Source organism: Bacteroides sp. 2201st1_D9_2201SCRN_220225, from assembly GCF_040928965.1.
Taxonomy (GTDB): Bacteria; Bacteroidota; Bacteroidia; order Bacteroidales; family Bacteroidaceae; genus Bacteroides; species Bacteroides stercoris.
Genome location: NZ_JBCODG010000008.1, coordinates 58,515 through 74,635 on the forward strand (window position 1 = coordinate 58,515; position 16,121 = coordinate 74,635).

At 42.8% G+C, this 16,121-nt stretch carries 11 protein-coding genes; all 11 read left to right on the top strand.

Features of this window, described 5'->3' with window-relative positions; translation table 11 throughout:
- Positions 1-116: 116 nt before the first annotated feature.
- Entirely contained in the window at positions 117-3,677 is a 3,561-nt protein-coding gene (locus tag AB5903_RS04110; protein ID WP_368117663.1) for a TonB-dependent receptor, read from the top strand.
- A gap of 18 nt (positions 3,678-3,695) precedes the next feature.
- Positions 3,696-5,066 carry a RagB/SusD family nutrient uptake outer membrane protein gene (locus AB5903_RS04115; protein WP_016661368.1) on the top strand — a complete coding sequence of 457 codons (1,371 nt, stop codon included), beginning with the start codon at positions 3,696-3,698 and terminating at the stop codon, positions 5,064-5,066.
- Between the two features lie 52 nt (positions 5,067-5,118).
- Positions 5,119-6,015, top strand: a complete 897-nt coding sequence (locus AB5903_RS04120; protein WP_005654785.1) for a glycerophosphodiester phosphodiesterase family protein — start codon at positions 5,119-5,121, stop codon at positions 6,013-6,015.
- 22 nt (positions 6,016-6,037) lie between these two features.
- The gene (locus AB5903_RS04125; RefSeq protein WP_016661367.1) at positions 6,038-7,384 is read left to right on the top strand and encodes an MFS transporter; all 1,347 of its coding nucleotides are present in this window, start codon (positions 6,038-6,040) and stop codon (positions 7,382-7,384) included.
- Positions 7,385-7,713: 329 nt separating this feature from the next.
- Entirely contained in the window at positions 7,714-8,205 is a 492-nt protein-coding gene (locus AB5903_RS04130; protein ID WP_005654789.1) for a PaaI family thioesterase, read from the top strand.
- Positions 8,206-8,458: 253 nt separating this feature from the next.
- Entirely contained in the window at positions 8,459-9,310 is an 852-nt protein-coding gene (gene hisG / locus AB5903_RS04135; protein ID WP_117902699.1) for an ATP phosphoribosyltransferase, read from the top strand.
- 11 nt (positions 9,311-9,321) lie between these two features.
- Positions 9,322-10,614 (top strand): histidinol dehydrogenase, encoded by a 1,293-nt coding sequence (gene hisD, locus AB5903_RS04140; RefSeq protein ID WP_117666803.1) that lies wholly within the window; start codon positions 9,322-9,324, stop codon positions 10,612-10,614.
- A gap of 54 nt (positions 10,615-10,668) precedes the next feature.
- Positions 10,669-11,709, top strand: coding sequence for a histidinol-phosphate transaminase (gene hisC / locus AB5903_RS04145; protein WP_117902697.1), 1,041 nt, complete (start codon positions 10,669-10,671; stop codon positions 11,707-11,709).
- 11 nt (positions 11,710-11,720) lie between these two features.
- Positions 11,721-12,869: a bifunctional histidinol-phosphatase/imidazoleglycerol-phosphate dehydratase HisB gene (gene hisB, locus AB5903_RS04150; RefSeq protein WP_005654797.1), complete on the top strand. Its 1,149-nt coding sequence runs from the start codon at positions 11,721-11,723 to the stop codon at positions 12,867-12,869.
- 147 nt (positions 12,870-13,016) lie between these two features.
- Positions 13,017-14,504, top strand: a complete 1,488-nt coding sequence (locus AB5903_RS04155; protein ID WP_005654798.1) for a TolC family protein — start codon at positions 13,017-13,019, stop codon at positions 14,502-14,504.
- 119 nt (positions 14,505-14,623) lie between these two features.
- Entirely contained in the window at positions 14,624-15,982 is a 1,359-nt protein-coding gene (locus tag AB5903_RS04160) for a sigma-54 dependent transcriptional regulator (RefSeq protein WP_272710777.1), read from the top strand.
- Positions 15,983-16,121 lie beyond the last annotated feature (139 nt).

A 16,121-nucleotide genomic window follows, 5' to 3' on the forward strand; every position in this document is an offset into this window, starting at 1 on the left:
CCTATACTAGTAATCCGGACAGATATTCATTCGTTTCGACCCGTGTGAATAGCGTCTCGTGTATTACAAACCTTTGTTTTAAATAATTTATTACAATTACTAAAACGCACAAATTTATGAATAATCTTCCTAATACAAAAAGGAAATCTGAAAATGTACATTCATTTTTAGCTTTTTTACTTTTCATATGCTTTTCATTTACAAGTTATTATATACAGGCGCAAGAAGTGAAGGGCATAACATTAAATGTTCAGAACGAAACGGCAGAAAATGTCTTTAATCAATTGAGTATACAAACAGGACTGAAGTTTTTCTATGATCAAGAAATTGTTAATTCAGCTCCCCGCATTACCCTCAAAGTATCAAGTGCCTCTCTACAGGATGTTTTGGAGCGTATTACTTTACAGACAAAATTGTATTTCAATAGGGATAATCATACAATATCTGTTGGTAAACAGAAAACCGGACAAGGCACTTCGAAAGGTATAAAACTGAGAAATATCAAGGGAAGAGTTGTCGATCAAGATGGTGAACCTATCATTGGTGCCAGTGTATTGGTAAAAGGCACTACTAATGGTGTAATTACTGATATGGATGGAAATTATAATTTGATAGATGTGCCGGAAAATGCATTACTTGCCTTTTCATATATCGGTTATCAGACAGTAGAGTTGAAAGCCAATGGCAAAGGACTTGATAAAATAATGATGAAAGAGGATAATGAATTGCTGGATGAAGTTGTAGTAGTAGGATATGGTGTACAGAAGAAGCGCGATGTGACAACTGCTATTGCCAGTATACGTGCCAGTGATTTGAAAGGACAGCCTGTAACTTCTATGGCTGAAGCAATGGTTGGCAAAATGCCGGGTGTACAAGTTTCACAATCTACAGGTGCACCGGGTTCTTCTTTACAAATTAAGGTGCGCGGTACAGGTACTATTACTGCTGGAACATCACCGTTGTATGTAGTAGATGGAGTACCTCTTGCCAAAGAGCAACTGAATACTTTCAACATGAATGATGTGGAGTCTATTGAGGTTCTGAAAGATGCTTCCTCTTCTGCTATTTATGGGTCGCGAGGCTCTAATGGCGTAGTGCTGATTACTACCAAGAAAGGACAGGAAGGACGAGCTACGGTTTCTTATAATGGATATTATGGTTGGCAGACTGTATCTAAAAAAATAGATATGCTGAACGCTTACGAATATGCCGATTTGGTAAACGACGCTCGAAATAATACCTATGTAGATAAAATGGAAGCGGTAAACCGTAAACGTATCGCTCAAAATAAACAGCCTTTGGCCTTTAGTATTACTGATAGTAATGCCATACGTTTACAAAATACCGGTAATGATTATAATACGATTGTTCCGGTTGAAATCTTACCTTATCTAAGGGGTGAAAAGGGATTGGTTGATACAGATTGGCAAGACGAGATTTTTCGTACGGCAGGTATGCAGAATCATTCTGTTTCGGTATCTGGTGGAAGTCAGAAGATAAAATATTATGCTTCTGTAGATTACTTGTCACAAGACGGTGTAATTATTAACAGTGATTTTACGAGATATAGTTCTCGTTTTAATCTGGATGTTACTGAAGGTATTTTTAAGTTTGGGCTCTCTTTAAATCCGTCTGTAACGATAGAGAATGCAGTGAACTCTGATGGTGCTTATAATAAGGATGGTGGTGGCATTATTGCTTCAGCTTTGCATAGTGCTCCTATATTTCCTGTTTACAATGCTGATGGTTCTTTTTGTTTTGCACAGAATGCTTGGAGTCCGAATACCCAGACGATACTAGAGGATGGTTCTGTTAAAAAAGGAAATAGCCAAACTCAAGTGTGGAATCCGGTAGCATTGGCTTTGTTGCAAAAGGATGAAACAAAAGCTTCCCGTATATTTGGTAATGTTTATGGAGAAGTAGCTTTTATGCCCGAATTAAAATATCGTGCAAATTTTGGTATAGATATTTACAACAGCTCACAAGATACATTTCGTCCATCTACTATTCCTGTTGCCAATACGGAAGGTAATCCGGAATCTGAGCCTGAAGCAACAGCCAAAACGGCTAAGATGTATAATTGGTTGTTTGAGCAAACTGTAACCTATAATAAGGATATTAAAGGGCATTCTATTTCTGCGTTGGCAGGGTGGACTATGCAATATCAGCGCGATGAGAGTACATACGCTTTTGCTAATGGATTTATAACAAATAATGTGCCTACTCTGAATGCCGGTACTGTAACGCGCGGAGACTCTCATGCTTCTGAGTGGGCTTTGCTTTCAGGACTTGCTAGAGTCCAATATAATTATAAGGGTAAATATATGGTTACTGGAGCACTTCGTGCAGATGGTGCCTCTCGTTTTGGTAAGGATAATCGTTGGGGGTGGTTCCCTTCGGTATCGGCGGGATGGCGTTTAACGGAAGAGCCTTTTATGAAATCATTGACCTTTATTGATGATTTGAAACTTCGTGCCAGTTATGGTTTGACGGGTAATTTCCGTATTCCCAATTATGGGGCTCAGGGAGAAGTTGCTTATTACAGCTATGTATTAGGTGGGAATAGTGCAGATGTTGTTAAGGGAGCTGCCCCCAAGAGTATGCCTAATCCTGAACTACATTGGGAGAAGACAGCTCAAGTTAATATTGGTTTTGATGCATCATTATTTAAAAACCGTCTGACTTTGGGTTTGGACTTATACAATAGTAATACTTATGATTTATTATTGGATGTTCCGGTTCCGATGACAACAGGGTATAAAACTCGTCTGGAAAATATTGGTAAAGTCAATAACAAAGGTGTGGAATTTAATATTGCTACCAACCAGAAGATGGGTGATTTTAATTGGAGTGTATATTTTAATATTTCGAAAAACATCAATGAAGTAAAGGAGCTCGGGCCTGGTAATGCAGATATAATTTCTTCCGGTTCAGTGAGTAATGCTTATTTTATAACCCGTGTAGGTGAGCCTATTGGAAGTTATTATTTACCTGTAGTAGAGGGAGTTTTCAAGAATCAGGAAGAAGTGGATGCAACCTTGCACTATATGGATTCTCCAACAAACTACGGTTTGGCAGACACGAAACCCGGAGACTTCAAGTTTAAAGATGTGAATGGTGATAAAGTGCTTGATATCTCAGATACAGACCGTGCTATTGTAGGTAATTATATGCCGGACTTTACTTACGGCTTTGGTGCAACGTTAGCTTGGAAAGGTATTGACTTTGGCATCGTATTTCAGGGTGTTCAAGGAAATGAAATCTTGAATCTTTCTCGGCGCTATTTTTATAATCATGAAGGGAATATGAATAATTATAAGGGTGCTTTAAACCGTTGGAAGTCGGAAGATGAGCCGGGAAGTGGAATGAACGTGCGTGCCAATCGTGTTAGCAAAGGACAGAATGGTACTACATCTACTTGGCATGTAGAGGATGGTTCGTATTTACGTATCAAGAATATTTCATTAGGATATACATTACCTGAAAATTGGATAAAGAAGGTTTATTTAAAATCTGCTCGTATCTATTGCTCACTCCAAAATCCATTTACATTCACTCACTATGAAGGTTATAATCCAGAAGTTTCCAATCGTAGTGCAGTGACTACCAATGGTGAGGATTATGGGGTTTATCCGTTGGCAAGAACCACCTCTATAGGTGTTAACCTTACGTTTTAATCTTAAAAATACTATAATATGAAAAAAATAATAATATCTATTTTTACAGCGATTGCTCTTTCTGGTTGTAATGATTTTATAGATTTGAAACCTGTTGATTTTCCTACAGAGGAAACTTTTTATACGGATGTCAAGGGATTAGAAGGGGCTATTATTGGTATTTATGATGAGTTGCAATCGAGTGATCAATATGGTTCTAAGTTCATGACTTTAATGGAAGTTCGGGGGGATAATGTTAAGAATGACAATTCTGGTGCCAGTGGTGGTATTACCTATCAAATAGAGGTATTTACCGAAACTCCGGCTAATTCCAATTTGTCGGGTGCATGGCTTTCTTTATATAAGACTATTTATCGTTGTAATCTTGTACTCCAAAATATGGAGAAAGTACAAATGACTGAAGAACAACGAACGCAAATAGCAGGACAGGCTTCTTTTGTACGTGCATTGTGTTACTTTAATCTAGTGCGTTTATGGGGAGAGGTTCCTATTATTACAAAAACGCAGACTGTAGCTGAAGCACGTAACAACAAGCGTTCTCCTGTTAGTGAGGTTTATGACTTGATTATCAAAGACCTGATTGTAGCTAAAGGTTTGCCGGAAGTGTGGGATGAATCAGAGCGAGGGCGTGCTACATCTTATGCAGCACGTGCTTTGTTGGCAAAAGTATATTTATACATGAAAAACTATCAAGAAGTGATTAATGAATTGACTTCTGTAGTTGCTGATATCAATGCTAAGCGGAATTTATCTTTGGTACCTATGCCTCAAACTTTTCCTAATAATTTAAAGACTAGTAAAGATATAATTTTTGCAGTCCAGTATCTGAAAGGTGGTGTAGGAGAATCCGTTCATCAGAATAATCGATATAGAAATAATGATAACGGTAATATAATATCTTTGGAACAGGCTGAATTTGAAAATAATGACGATAATCGGAAAGCGTTAGTAGCTCCAACGGGAAGCGGTCAGCGGCCGGGTAAATTCGATGCTCCCGCAACAAATAATGAAACAAGTGCGGATTTCCCTGTTATGCGTTGTGCCGAAGTGATGTTGATGTACGCAGAAGCTGCCAATGAACTTTCTGCCATTCCTACACAGGAAGCTTTGGATGCTTTAAATGCAGTTCGTATTAATGCTAATCTCATGGGAAAGACATTAGAAGAGCTATCTACAAAAGAAATTTTTCGTCAGGCTGTATATAAAGAACGGCGTTTGGAATTGGCTTTGGAATGTGACCGTTGGTTTGATATCGTACGTACCGGACAAATGACTACTGTATTTCCGGGAATAGCTGCTTATCGTCAGTTATATCCGATTCCTCAGACAGAAATAGAGAATGTCAGTGATAAGGGCGGCTGGCAGAATGAAGGGTATACGGTTGAGTAATTAATAAACTATCCTGGAGAGATAACTCTCCAGGCTTTTAAAAATAATAGAAATGAAAAAAATATATATATTATTGTATGCTGTCTTTGTTGCATTGCAACTTTCAGCACAAGATCATGTTGCGCAGATTCGTGAAAAGCTGATGAGTCGCGATTCGACTTCTGTAATTGTAGTGGCTCATCGTGGAGATTGGCGTAATTTTCCTGAAAATTCGTTGGAAGCAATAGATAACGCTATTAAAATGGGAGTAGACATTGTTGAGTTGGATGTTAAGAAAACGAAAGACGGCGAACTGATTCTTATGCACGACCGCACATTGGATCGTACTACTACCGGAAAAGGATTGGTTTCTGAAAACACATTGAGTGATATTCGTAAGTTGAATTTGAGAAATGGTTGTAATATCCGTACTATTCACAAAGTGCCGACTTTGGAAGAGGCATTGTTGCATGCTAAAGGAAAAATCATGATAAATTTGGATCAGGCAGACCTTTACTTTGATCAGATTTATGAGCTTATGAAGAAAACCGGAACTACCAAACAAATTATAATGAAAGGGAGAAGACCGGTTGCCGAAGTGAAGAAACAATTTGGTGATTATTTGGAAGATGTAATTTATATGCCGATTGTTGACCTTGATGCTTCTGGAGCCGAGAAACACATAGAGGCTTTTATTAAAGATATGTCTCCAGTTGCTTTTGAGTTACTATTTGTAAAAGATACAAACTTGCTTCCTAAAAAACTTGCAACTACCCTGAATGGACGTTCTCTAATTTGGTATAATACTTTATGGGATACAATGGCTGGCGGGCATGATGATGATATGTCTTTGCAGAATCCGGATTCAGGTTATGGCTACTTAATTGATACATTAGGATGCCGTATCATTCAAACTGACAGGCCTGCTTACTTGCTGGACTATTTACGGAAAAGAAAACTGCATGATTGAGATGTAAGGGTTACTTAAAAGTATGTTGAAGAATATAATAAACTTTTACAGGGTTTCACAACCGAAACCCTGTAATGAAGAATCTTTGTCCGAACAGAAACAGCGTTTGAAACGTTTTCAGTGGTCTACTTTTCTTGCTGCTACACTTGGTTATGGCATGTATTATGTTTGTCGTTTGAGCCTGAATGTCGTAAAGAAACCGATTGTAGATGAGGGCGTTTTCTCGGAAACAGAATTGGGCATTATCGGTGCTGTGCTGTTCTTTACCTATGCTGTAGGTAAGTTTATGAACGGTTTTCTTGCTGACCGTAGCAATATCAATCGTTTTATGTCGACCGGTTTGCTGGTGACTGCTTTGGTGAACCTCTGTTTGGGATTTGTACATTCTTTTATTCTGTTTGCCGTTCTTTGGGGTATCAGCGGATGGTTTCAGTCTATGGGTGCTGCTTCTTGTGTGGTCGGCTTGTCCCGTTGGTTCACGGACAAGAAACGTGGTTCTTTTTACGGCTTTTGGAGTGCGAGTCACAACATCGGTGAGGCAATGACTTTCATTATCGTAGCCTCTATTGTAAGTGCACTGGGATGGCGTTACGGTTTTCTGGGTGCTGGCCTTGTCGGTCTGATTGGCGCTTTGGTAGTCTGGCGTTTTTTCCATGATACTCCTCAGAGCAAGGGACTTCCTGCTGTCAATGCTCCTGAAAAGAAAAAGGAGATGGATGCTTTAGAGACGGAGGAGTTCAATCGTGCTCAAAAAGCGGTATTGAGAAACCCGGCTATTTGGATACTTGCACTTAGTAGTGCTTTCATGTACATCAGCCGCTATGCGGTAAATAGCTGGGGTGTTTTCTATCTGCAGGCTGAGAAGGGCTATTCTACGTTGGATGCCAGTTTCATTATTTCTATAAGTTCGGTATTCGGCATTGTAGGAACAATGTTTTCTGGCGTTATCTCAGATAGGTTTTTTGGCGGTCGTCGCAATATTCCTGCCTTGATTTTCGGTTTGATGAATGTGTTTGCTCTATGTCTTTTCCTGCTTGTTCCGGGTGTACATTTTTGGATGGATGCTTTAGCGATGATTCTCTTTGGCCTGGGTATCGGTGTGCTAATTTGCTTTCTGGGTGGATTAATGGCTGTGGATATTGCTCCTCGCAATGCTTCGGGTGCAGCTTTGGGAGTGGTAGGTATTGCCAGTTATATCGGAGCAGGTTTGCAGGATGTGATGAGCGGTGTATTGATTGAGGGTAATAAACGCCTCGTTGATGGTGTAGAAGTTTATGATTTTACGTATATCAATTGGTTTTGGATAGGTGCGGCATTGTTGTCTGTTCTGTTGGCGTTGTTAGTATGGAATGCAAGAAGTAAAGAGTAATATATTCTGTAATATTGGTAACAGTGTGAAATCGGAAAAACTTAACCGCTTATTCCGATTTTACACTGTTTTTTGTATTCTTACTAATATTCCATTTTAAAGATTTCGTATCTTTGTGAAAAGTATTGTGAATGAAAAACAGATGTAAAGGTATTATGGATTTTCATAGGATATATCTGTTAATAACAGTTGTACTATCTGGTTTAGTTGCCGCTCGTGCACAAGTCGCCTTAATAAGGTAATGTATATGTATAACGATTTACAAGGCTATACAGAAAGATATGATGTGGCAGAAGAGTTGTGAAAGAAATATATAATAAAGATATCGTATGAAGAAGATTATCAACCCATGGAAAAACATGGAAGGTTATAATTGTTTTGGCTGTTCTCCCGATAATGAGGCAGGTGTAAGAATGGAATTCTATGAAGACGGCGATGAGATAGTAAGTATCTGGAAACCCCGTCCGGAGTATCAGGGGTGGTTGAATACGTTGCATGGGGGTATCCAGTCCGTATTGCTGGATGAAATTTGCGGTTGGGTGGTGTTCCGTAAGTTGCAGACCGGAGGAGTGACCTCCAAAATGGAGACTCGTTTTCGTAAATCCATATCTACCAATGATACACACTTGGTGTTACGGGCATCGTTGCGTGAGCAGAAACGTAATATTGCCGTTATAGAAGCAAGATTGTATAACAGCATGGGCGAACTCTGTACGGAGGCTACATGTACCTATTTTACTTTCCCGCAGGAAAAGGCGGAAAAGGAAATGTGTTTTCATCATTGTGATGTAGAACCGGATGAAATCTTACCTCTTGTTTGATGAAAATGAAAGAAAAATCAAACTTTTTGTGATAATTCCTTGTTTGTTTAAAACAAATCGTTTACATTTGTCGCATTAGAAATAGAAAAAGTATGAAAAATATCGTTGCACATCATCACCATTATTATCCTGAGGAATAATCCGGTGGGCGTATGAGGATATGTGCATAACGAAGAACATATAATGAACGAGGCTTACCGAACATTGGTAAACCTCGTTTTTTTATTTGCAAACCATAAATATAAATAATATCATGTTAAGAATTGCAGTACAGGCCAAAGGCCGTCTTTTTGACGAAACAATGTCGTTCCTTGAAGAATCGGATATTAAACTAAGCGCAACGAAACGCACGTTACTGGTACAGTCTTCCAACTTTCCTTTGGAAGTATTGTTTTTGCGCGATGATGATATTCCGCAAACAGTAGCTACGGGAGTTGCCGATTTGGGCATTGTCGGTGAAAACGAGTTCATGGAAAAGGCGGAAGATGCTGAGATTGTAAAGCGTTTGGGATTCAGCAAATGCCGTCTGTCATTGGCCTTGCCTAAGGATATTGAATATACGGGGCCGCAGTGGTTTGAGGGTAGGAAGATTGCCACTTCGTATCCCGGCATTCTTTCCCGATACCTTAAAGAACAGGGGGTGAGAGCGGAAATACACGTGATTACCGGTTCGGTAGAGGTCTCTCCGGGGATTGGCCTGGCTGATGCGATTTTTGATATTGTAAGTTCCGGCTCTACTTTGGTGAGCAACCGCCTGAAAGAAGTAGAAGTAGTGATGAAATCCGAGGCTCTGTTGATTGGCAACAAGAATATGAGTGAGGAGAAGAAGGAGATTCTGGATGAATTGTTGTTCCGTATGAATGCGGTAAAGACAGCGGAAGACAAGAAATACGTGCTGATGAACGCGCCGAAAGATAGACTGGATGAAATTATTGCCGTACTTCCGGGTATGAAGAGCCCTACGGTGATGCCGTTGGCGCAAGAGGGCTGGTGCTCCGTACATACAGTGCTGGATGAAAAATGTTTCTGGGAGATTATCGGTAAATTGAAGGCATTGGGAGCGGAAGGTATTCTGGTTTTGCCGATTGAAAAAATGATACTTTAAATGTTAATGGTATGAATTTAATTACTAATCCTGATAAATCTCAGTGGGCGGAATTGCTGAAACGTCCGGTGATGAATACGGAAAACCTTTTTGATACGGTACGGGCTATTATAGACCGTGTAAAAACGGAAGGCGACCGTGCCGTATTGGAATACGAAGAAAAATTTGATAAAGTGGCTCTGACCGCATTGGCTGTGACGGAAGCGGAGCAGGCGGAAGCGGAAGCGTTGGTAGGCGAGGAATTGAAAAAAGCCATTCGTCTGGCCAAACGGAATATAGAGACGTTTCATGCGGCACAACGCTTCGAAAGTAAACGGGTAGAGACTCAGCCGGGAGTTACTTGTTGGCAGAAGGCAGTTGCCATAGAGAAAGTCGGGTTGTATATCCCCGGTGGAACAGCACCGCTCTTTTCCACCGTGCTGATGCTGGCAGTTCCAGCCAGGATTGCAGGATGTAAGGAGATAGTGCTTTGCACGCCTCCGGGCAAAGATGGAAAAGTACACCCCGCCGTTTTGTTTGCAGCTAAGGTGGCGGGAATAAACCGTATTTTCAAAGCCGGTGGTGTGCAAGCTATTGCAGCAATGGCTTATGGAACGGAAAGCGTGCCGAAAGTATATAAGATATTTGGCCCGGGCAATCAATACGTAACGGCTGCCAAACAGTTGGTGAGCTTGCGTGATGTAGCTATTGATATGCCCGCCGGTCCTTCGGAAGTAGAGGTACTGGCGGATGAAACAGCCAATCCGTCTTTTGTAGCTGCCGACTTGCTGAGCCAGGCAGAGCATGGGGCAGACAGTCAGGCGATACTGATTACCACTTCCCCGGCATTACAGCAGGCTGTGAAAGAAGAAGTGGAGCGTCAATTGGCTTTGTTGCCCCGTAAAGAGATTGCGGAAAAGTCTCTTGCCAATAGTAAACTGATTGTTGTGCGCAATATGGACGAAGCTATCGAACTGACCAATTCCTATGCACCGGAGCATCTCATTATCGAAACAGCGGATTATATGTCCGTTGCGGAGCGGGTGGTTAATGCCGGTTCGGTATTTTTGGGCTCTCTGACTCCGGAAAGTGCAGGAGATTATGCTTCGGGCACTAACCATACGCTGCCCACCAATGGCTATGCCAAAGCTTATAGCGGTGTCAGCCTTGATAGCTTTATACGTAAGATTACTTTCCAGGAAATTAAGCCGGAAGGAATACGCATTATTGGCCCTGCTATAGAGGAAATGGCAGCCAGCGAGCATTTGGATGCGCATAAGAATGCGGTAACTGTCAGACTTGATAAATTGAGAGTTGAAAATTAAAAATCATACTTTATCATTGATAATTCATAATCCGTAAATTAACTCTTTCTGTCCATGAGAACCTTAGAAGAACTTACCCGACCGAATATCCGGCGTTTGAAACCTTACTCTTCGGCACGCGATGAATATAATGGCGCTGCCGCATCCGTTTTTCTCGATGCAAATGAAAATCCGTACAATATGCCGCACAACCGCTATCCGGACCCGATGCAGCGGGAGCTAAAGAAAGAACTGTCGAAGGTAAAGAAAATCTCCCCCGAACGCATATTTCTGGGAAATGGCAGTGATGAGGCAATAGACCTTGTATTTCGCGCTTTTTGCGAACCGCGTATAGACAATGTCGTTGCTATAGACCCTACGTACGGCATGTATCAGGTATGTGCCGAAATAAATGATGTGGAGTACCGCAAGGTACTGTTAGACGAGGATTTTCAATTTTCGGCAGATAAGTTGCTGGCGGCTGCAGATGAACATACGAAACTGATTTTTCTTTGTTCTCCCAATAATCCCACAGGAAACGATTTGCCTCGGAGTGAGATTGAGAAAATCATCCGCGAATTCGACGGGCTGGTGATATTGGATGAGGCTTATAACGATTTTTCAGAGGCGCCTTCTTTTTTGGATGAACTGGACAAATATCCTAATCTGATTGTATTGCAAACTTTCTCCAAAGCATGGGGGTGTGCTGCCATACGCTTGGGCATGGCTTTTGCTTCGCAGGAAATCATTTCGATTTTCAGCAAGATAAAGTATCCTTATAATGTAAACCAGCTGACTCAGAAACAAGCGATGGAGATGTTGTACCGTTATTATGAAATAGAGCGTTGGGTAAAAACATTGAAAGAAGAACGTGAGAATCTGGAAAACGAATTTGTGAAACTGCCTTGTACGGTGAAAATATTTCCTTCGGATGCAAACTTTTTTCTGGTCCGTGTGACGGATGCGGTGAAGATTTATAATTATCTGGTGGCTGAAGGCATCATTGTGCGTAACCGTAACTCCGTATCGCTTTGCGGAAACTGTCTGCGGGTAACGGTAGGTACGAGAAACGAGAATGAAAGGCTGGTTGAGGCGTTGGAGAAATATAAAGTATAAAGTAGTAGGGTATGAAGAAAGTACTTTTCATAGATCGTGACGGGACGTTGGTTATAGAGCCGCCCGTAGATTATCAATTGGATTCGTTGGAGAAACTGGAGTTTTATCCGAAAGTAATGCGTAATCTTGGTTTTGTCCGTAGCAGGCTGGATTTTGAGTTCGTTATGGTTACCAATCAGGACGGGTTGGGTACGGCATCTTTTCCGGAAGAAACTTTTTGGCCGGCGCATAACCTGATGATGAAGACGTTGGAAGGTGAGGGAATTGCCTTCGATGATATTTGCATAGACCGTAGCATGCCCGAAGACAATGCGCCAACCCGCAAGCCGCGTACCGGTATGCTGACGAAATATCTCGACAATCCTGAATACGATTTGGCAAATAGTTTTGTGATAGGCGACCGTGCTACGGATGTGGAGTTGGCTAAGAATCTGGGATGCCGTGCTATCCTCTTACAGGAAGATACGAATATGCTGAAACCGAAATCGGCCGGTGGTGAAGCTGCGTGTGAGGGCTTGGAGGACGTCTGTGTTTTGGCAACAAAGGATTGGGATAAGGTCGCCGAATTTCTTTTTGCCGGTGAGCGGAAAGCGGAAGTGCGCCGTACCACGAAAGAAACGGATATTTACGTGGCTGTAAATTTAGACGGTAACGGTCATTGTGATATTCATACCGGACTTGGTTTCTTCGATCATATGCTGGAACAGATAGGCAAGCATGGCGGCATGGATTTGACCATTCACGTAAAAGGTGATTTGGAAGTAGACGAGCATCATACAATAGAGGATACCGCCCTCTCTTTGGGTGAGTGCCTGTATCAGGCATTGGGCAGTAAGCGCGGCATAGAACGTTACGGCTATGCACTGCCTATGGACGATTGTCTGTGTCAGGTATGTCTGGATTTTGGAGGACGTCCCTGGCTGGTATGGGATGCCGCGTTCAAGCGCGAGAAAATAGGAGAGATGCCTACGGAAATGTTCCTGCATTTCTTTAAGTCATTAAGCGATGCAGCCAAGATGAACCTTAACATCAAGGCGGAAGGGCAGAATGAGCATCATAAGATAGAGGGAATCTTCAAAGCACTGGCAAGAGCCTTGAAGATGGCGGTGAAACGCGATATTTATCACTATGAATTGCCAAGCTCAAAAGGGGTACTTTAGTGTTTGACTCGGGACTGAGTCATTATTAACCGTCCGCAAACGAACAGGGGGAGTGTCCGATTTCGGACACTCCCCCTTGCGTAATACTTTCCTGCCTGCTTGGCACACTCTTTGCTTTTCTGTCAACGACAATTTTAAAGACCGAACATGAAAAAGAATATTTTACTTGCCGCTTGTTTTGGGATATCACTGTTTGCCTCGGCACAGAATGATACTTTGACGCACGAACGTGAAATCACTTTAGCGGAAGCCATTGCACTGGCGCGTACCCAATCTGTAGATGCTGCCGTGGCGCTCAACGAATTGAAGACAGCCTATTGGGAATACCGTACTTTCCGTGCAGACCTGTTGCCCGAAATAAATTTTACGGGAACATTGCCCAATTATAATAAGTCGTACAGCACCTATCAGAACTCGGACGGTTCCTATAGCTTTGTCCGTAACAATACATTGGGGTTGTCCGGTGCACTTTCCATTGACCAGAACATTTGGTTCACAGGCGGTAAGTTGTCGCTGGCTTCTTCTCTCGATTACATCAAGCAGTTGGGCTCCGGCGGCGACAAACAGTTTATGTCCGTGCCCGTAAGCCTTGAATTGACGCAACCTATATTCGGCGTGAACAGTTTGAAGTGGAACCGCCGTATCGAACCTGTCCGGTATGCAGAGGCAAAGGCTGCCTTTATTTCGGCAACGGAGCAGGTAACGATGAAGACCATTACTTATTTTTTCGAGTTATTGCTGGCAAAGGAAGCGCTTGCCACGGCGCAGCAAAACAAAGCAAACTCAGACCGGCTTTACGAAGTGGCCATTGCCAAACGGAAAATGGGACAGATTTCGGAAAACGACTTGCTGCAACTCAAGCTGAACTCTCTGCAAGGCAAAGCCGATGTAACCGAAGCCGAAAGCACTTTGAACGCCAAGATGTTTCAGCTACGTTCGTTTCTCGGCGTGTCGGAGAGCGAGGGGCTGAATCCTGTTATACCTGCTTCCGTTCCTGGTATTAAAATGGACTACGACCGTGTTCTGAACAAAGCTTTGGAACGCAACTCGTTTGCCCAGAATATACGTCGCCGCCAGTTAGAAGCCGATTATGAAGTGGCTACGGCACGTGGAAATTTAAGGAGTATAGACTTGTTTGCCAGCGTTGGCTATACCGGACAAAACTATGAGTTCTCATCTGCCTATCAGGATCTGCTGGACAACCAGATTGTCAAGGTCGGTGTAAAAATACCTATCCTCGATTGGGGAAAACGTCGCGGCAAGGTGAGGGTAGCCAAGAGCAACCGCGAAGTGGTACTTTCCAAAATCCGCCAGGAACAAATGGACTTCAATCAGGACATTTTCCTGCTGGTGGCAAACTTCAACAACCAAGCCCAGCAGTTGGAAATAGCCGAAGAGGCGGACCAGATAGCCGAAAAACGTTACAAGACCAGTGTAGAGACTTTTATGATTGGTAAAATAAGTACCCTTGACCTCAACGATGCGCAGAACTCCAAAGACGAAGCCCGGCAAAAGCACATCTCCGAACTTTATTATTATTGGTATTACTTCTATCAACTCCGTAGCCTGACCCTTTGGGATTTTGAACGGAACATGGAGTTGGAAGCCGACTTTGAAGATATAATCAAAGGCTGATGCCGGTAGAAATTATGCCGATTTGTACGATTATAAAGGAAATAACAAAAAAATGGTGCAAATCTGTATGACCTGTGGCTAAAAAACTTACTTTTGCAAGTAACAAACTACAAAATACTATGATACTGATAGTCGATGATGATAGTGCCGTACGTTCTTCACTTAGTTTTATGCTGAAGCGTGCCGGTTATGAGGTAAAAACAGCACCGGGACCCCGTGAGGCGATGGATATAGTTCGTGCAGAATCTCCCGCACTGATATTGATGGATATGAACTTTACACTTTCCACTACCGGAGAGGAGGGGCTTACGCTGTTGAAACAGGTAAAGGTCTTCCGTCCCGATGTTCCCGTTATACTGATGACGGCATGGGGAAGCATCCAACTTGCCGTGCAGGGGATGCAGGCGGGGGCTTTTGACTTTATTACCAAACCGTGGAACAATGCCGCCCTTTTGCAGCGTATCGAAACCGCCTTGGAACTGAGTGCCGCTCCGAAAGAAGTGCCGGAAGAGCAGGCGGAGGGTTTGAACCGCAGTCACATCATCGGAAAATCGCAAGGACTGATGGAGGTGCTGCATACCGTAGCCCGCATAGCCCGTACCAACGCTTCCGTACTCATTACCGGCGAGAGTGGTACAGGTAAGGAACTGATAGCCGAAGCTATCCATATCAACAGTCAGCGCACCAGACAGCCTTTTGTGAAAGTCAATCTCGGCGGTATCTCGCAGAGTCTGTTCGAGAGCGAGATGTTCGGTCATAAGAAGGGCGCTTTTACCGATGCAAGTGCCGACCGTATAGGGCGTTTTGAACTGGCAAACAAAGGAACTATCTTTCTGGACGAAATAGGCGACTTGGATTTGTCCTGCCAGGTTAAACTATTGCGTGTGCTTCAGGACCAGACGTTTGAGGTGCTGGGCGACAGCCGCCCGCGCAAAGTGGATGTGCGTGTTGTCTCCGCCACCAATGCCGATTTGCGCAAAATGGTTGCCGAACGCACATTCCGCGAAGACCTTTTCTACCGTATCAATCTGATAACCGTAAAACTGCCCGCCTTGCGCGAACGCCGTGAGGATATTCCCTTGTTGGCACGTCACTTTGCCGACCGTCAGGCTGCCGTAAACGGCTTGCCGCGTACCGAATTTTCAGCGGATGCGCTGAACTTCCTTTCCCGTTTGCCTTATTCGGGTAATATCCGCGAATTGAAAAACCTGGTGGAGCGTACCATTCTTGTCAGTGGAAAACAAACCCTGGATGCTTCTGATTTTGAATCGCAGTACCAACGCCACGACGAACCTGCAAAAGCCGCAGATGGCACTTCCTTTGCCGGCATGACGCTGGATGAAATAGAACGGCAAACTATCCTGCAAGCCTTAGAACAGCATAAAGGCAATCTTAGTCAGGTTGCATTGGCACTGGGCATCAGCAGGGCTGCTCTATACAGACGGCTGGAAAAATATAAAATAGCGATTAGTGATTAGGGTTTAGCGATAAGTGTTGAGTCATTTAAATCTTGACCGTTAGTTGTCGCCCTACCAGCCCCTAATCGTTAATCACTACCCGCTAATCATTAACCCCTAATCGCTAATCGTTAATCACTAACCCCTAATCCCTACCTCA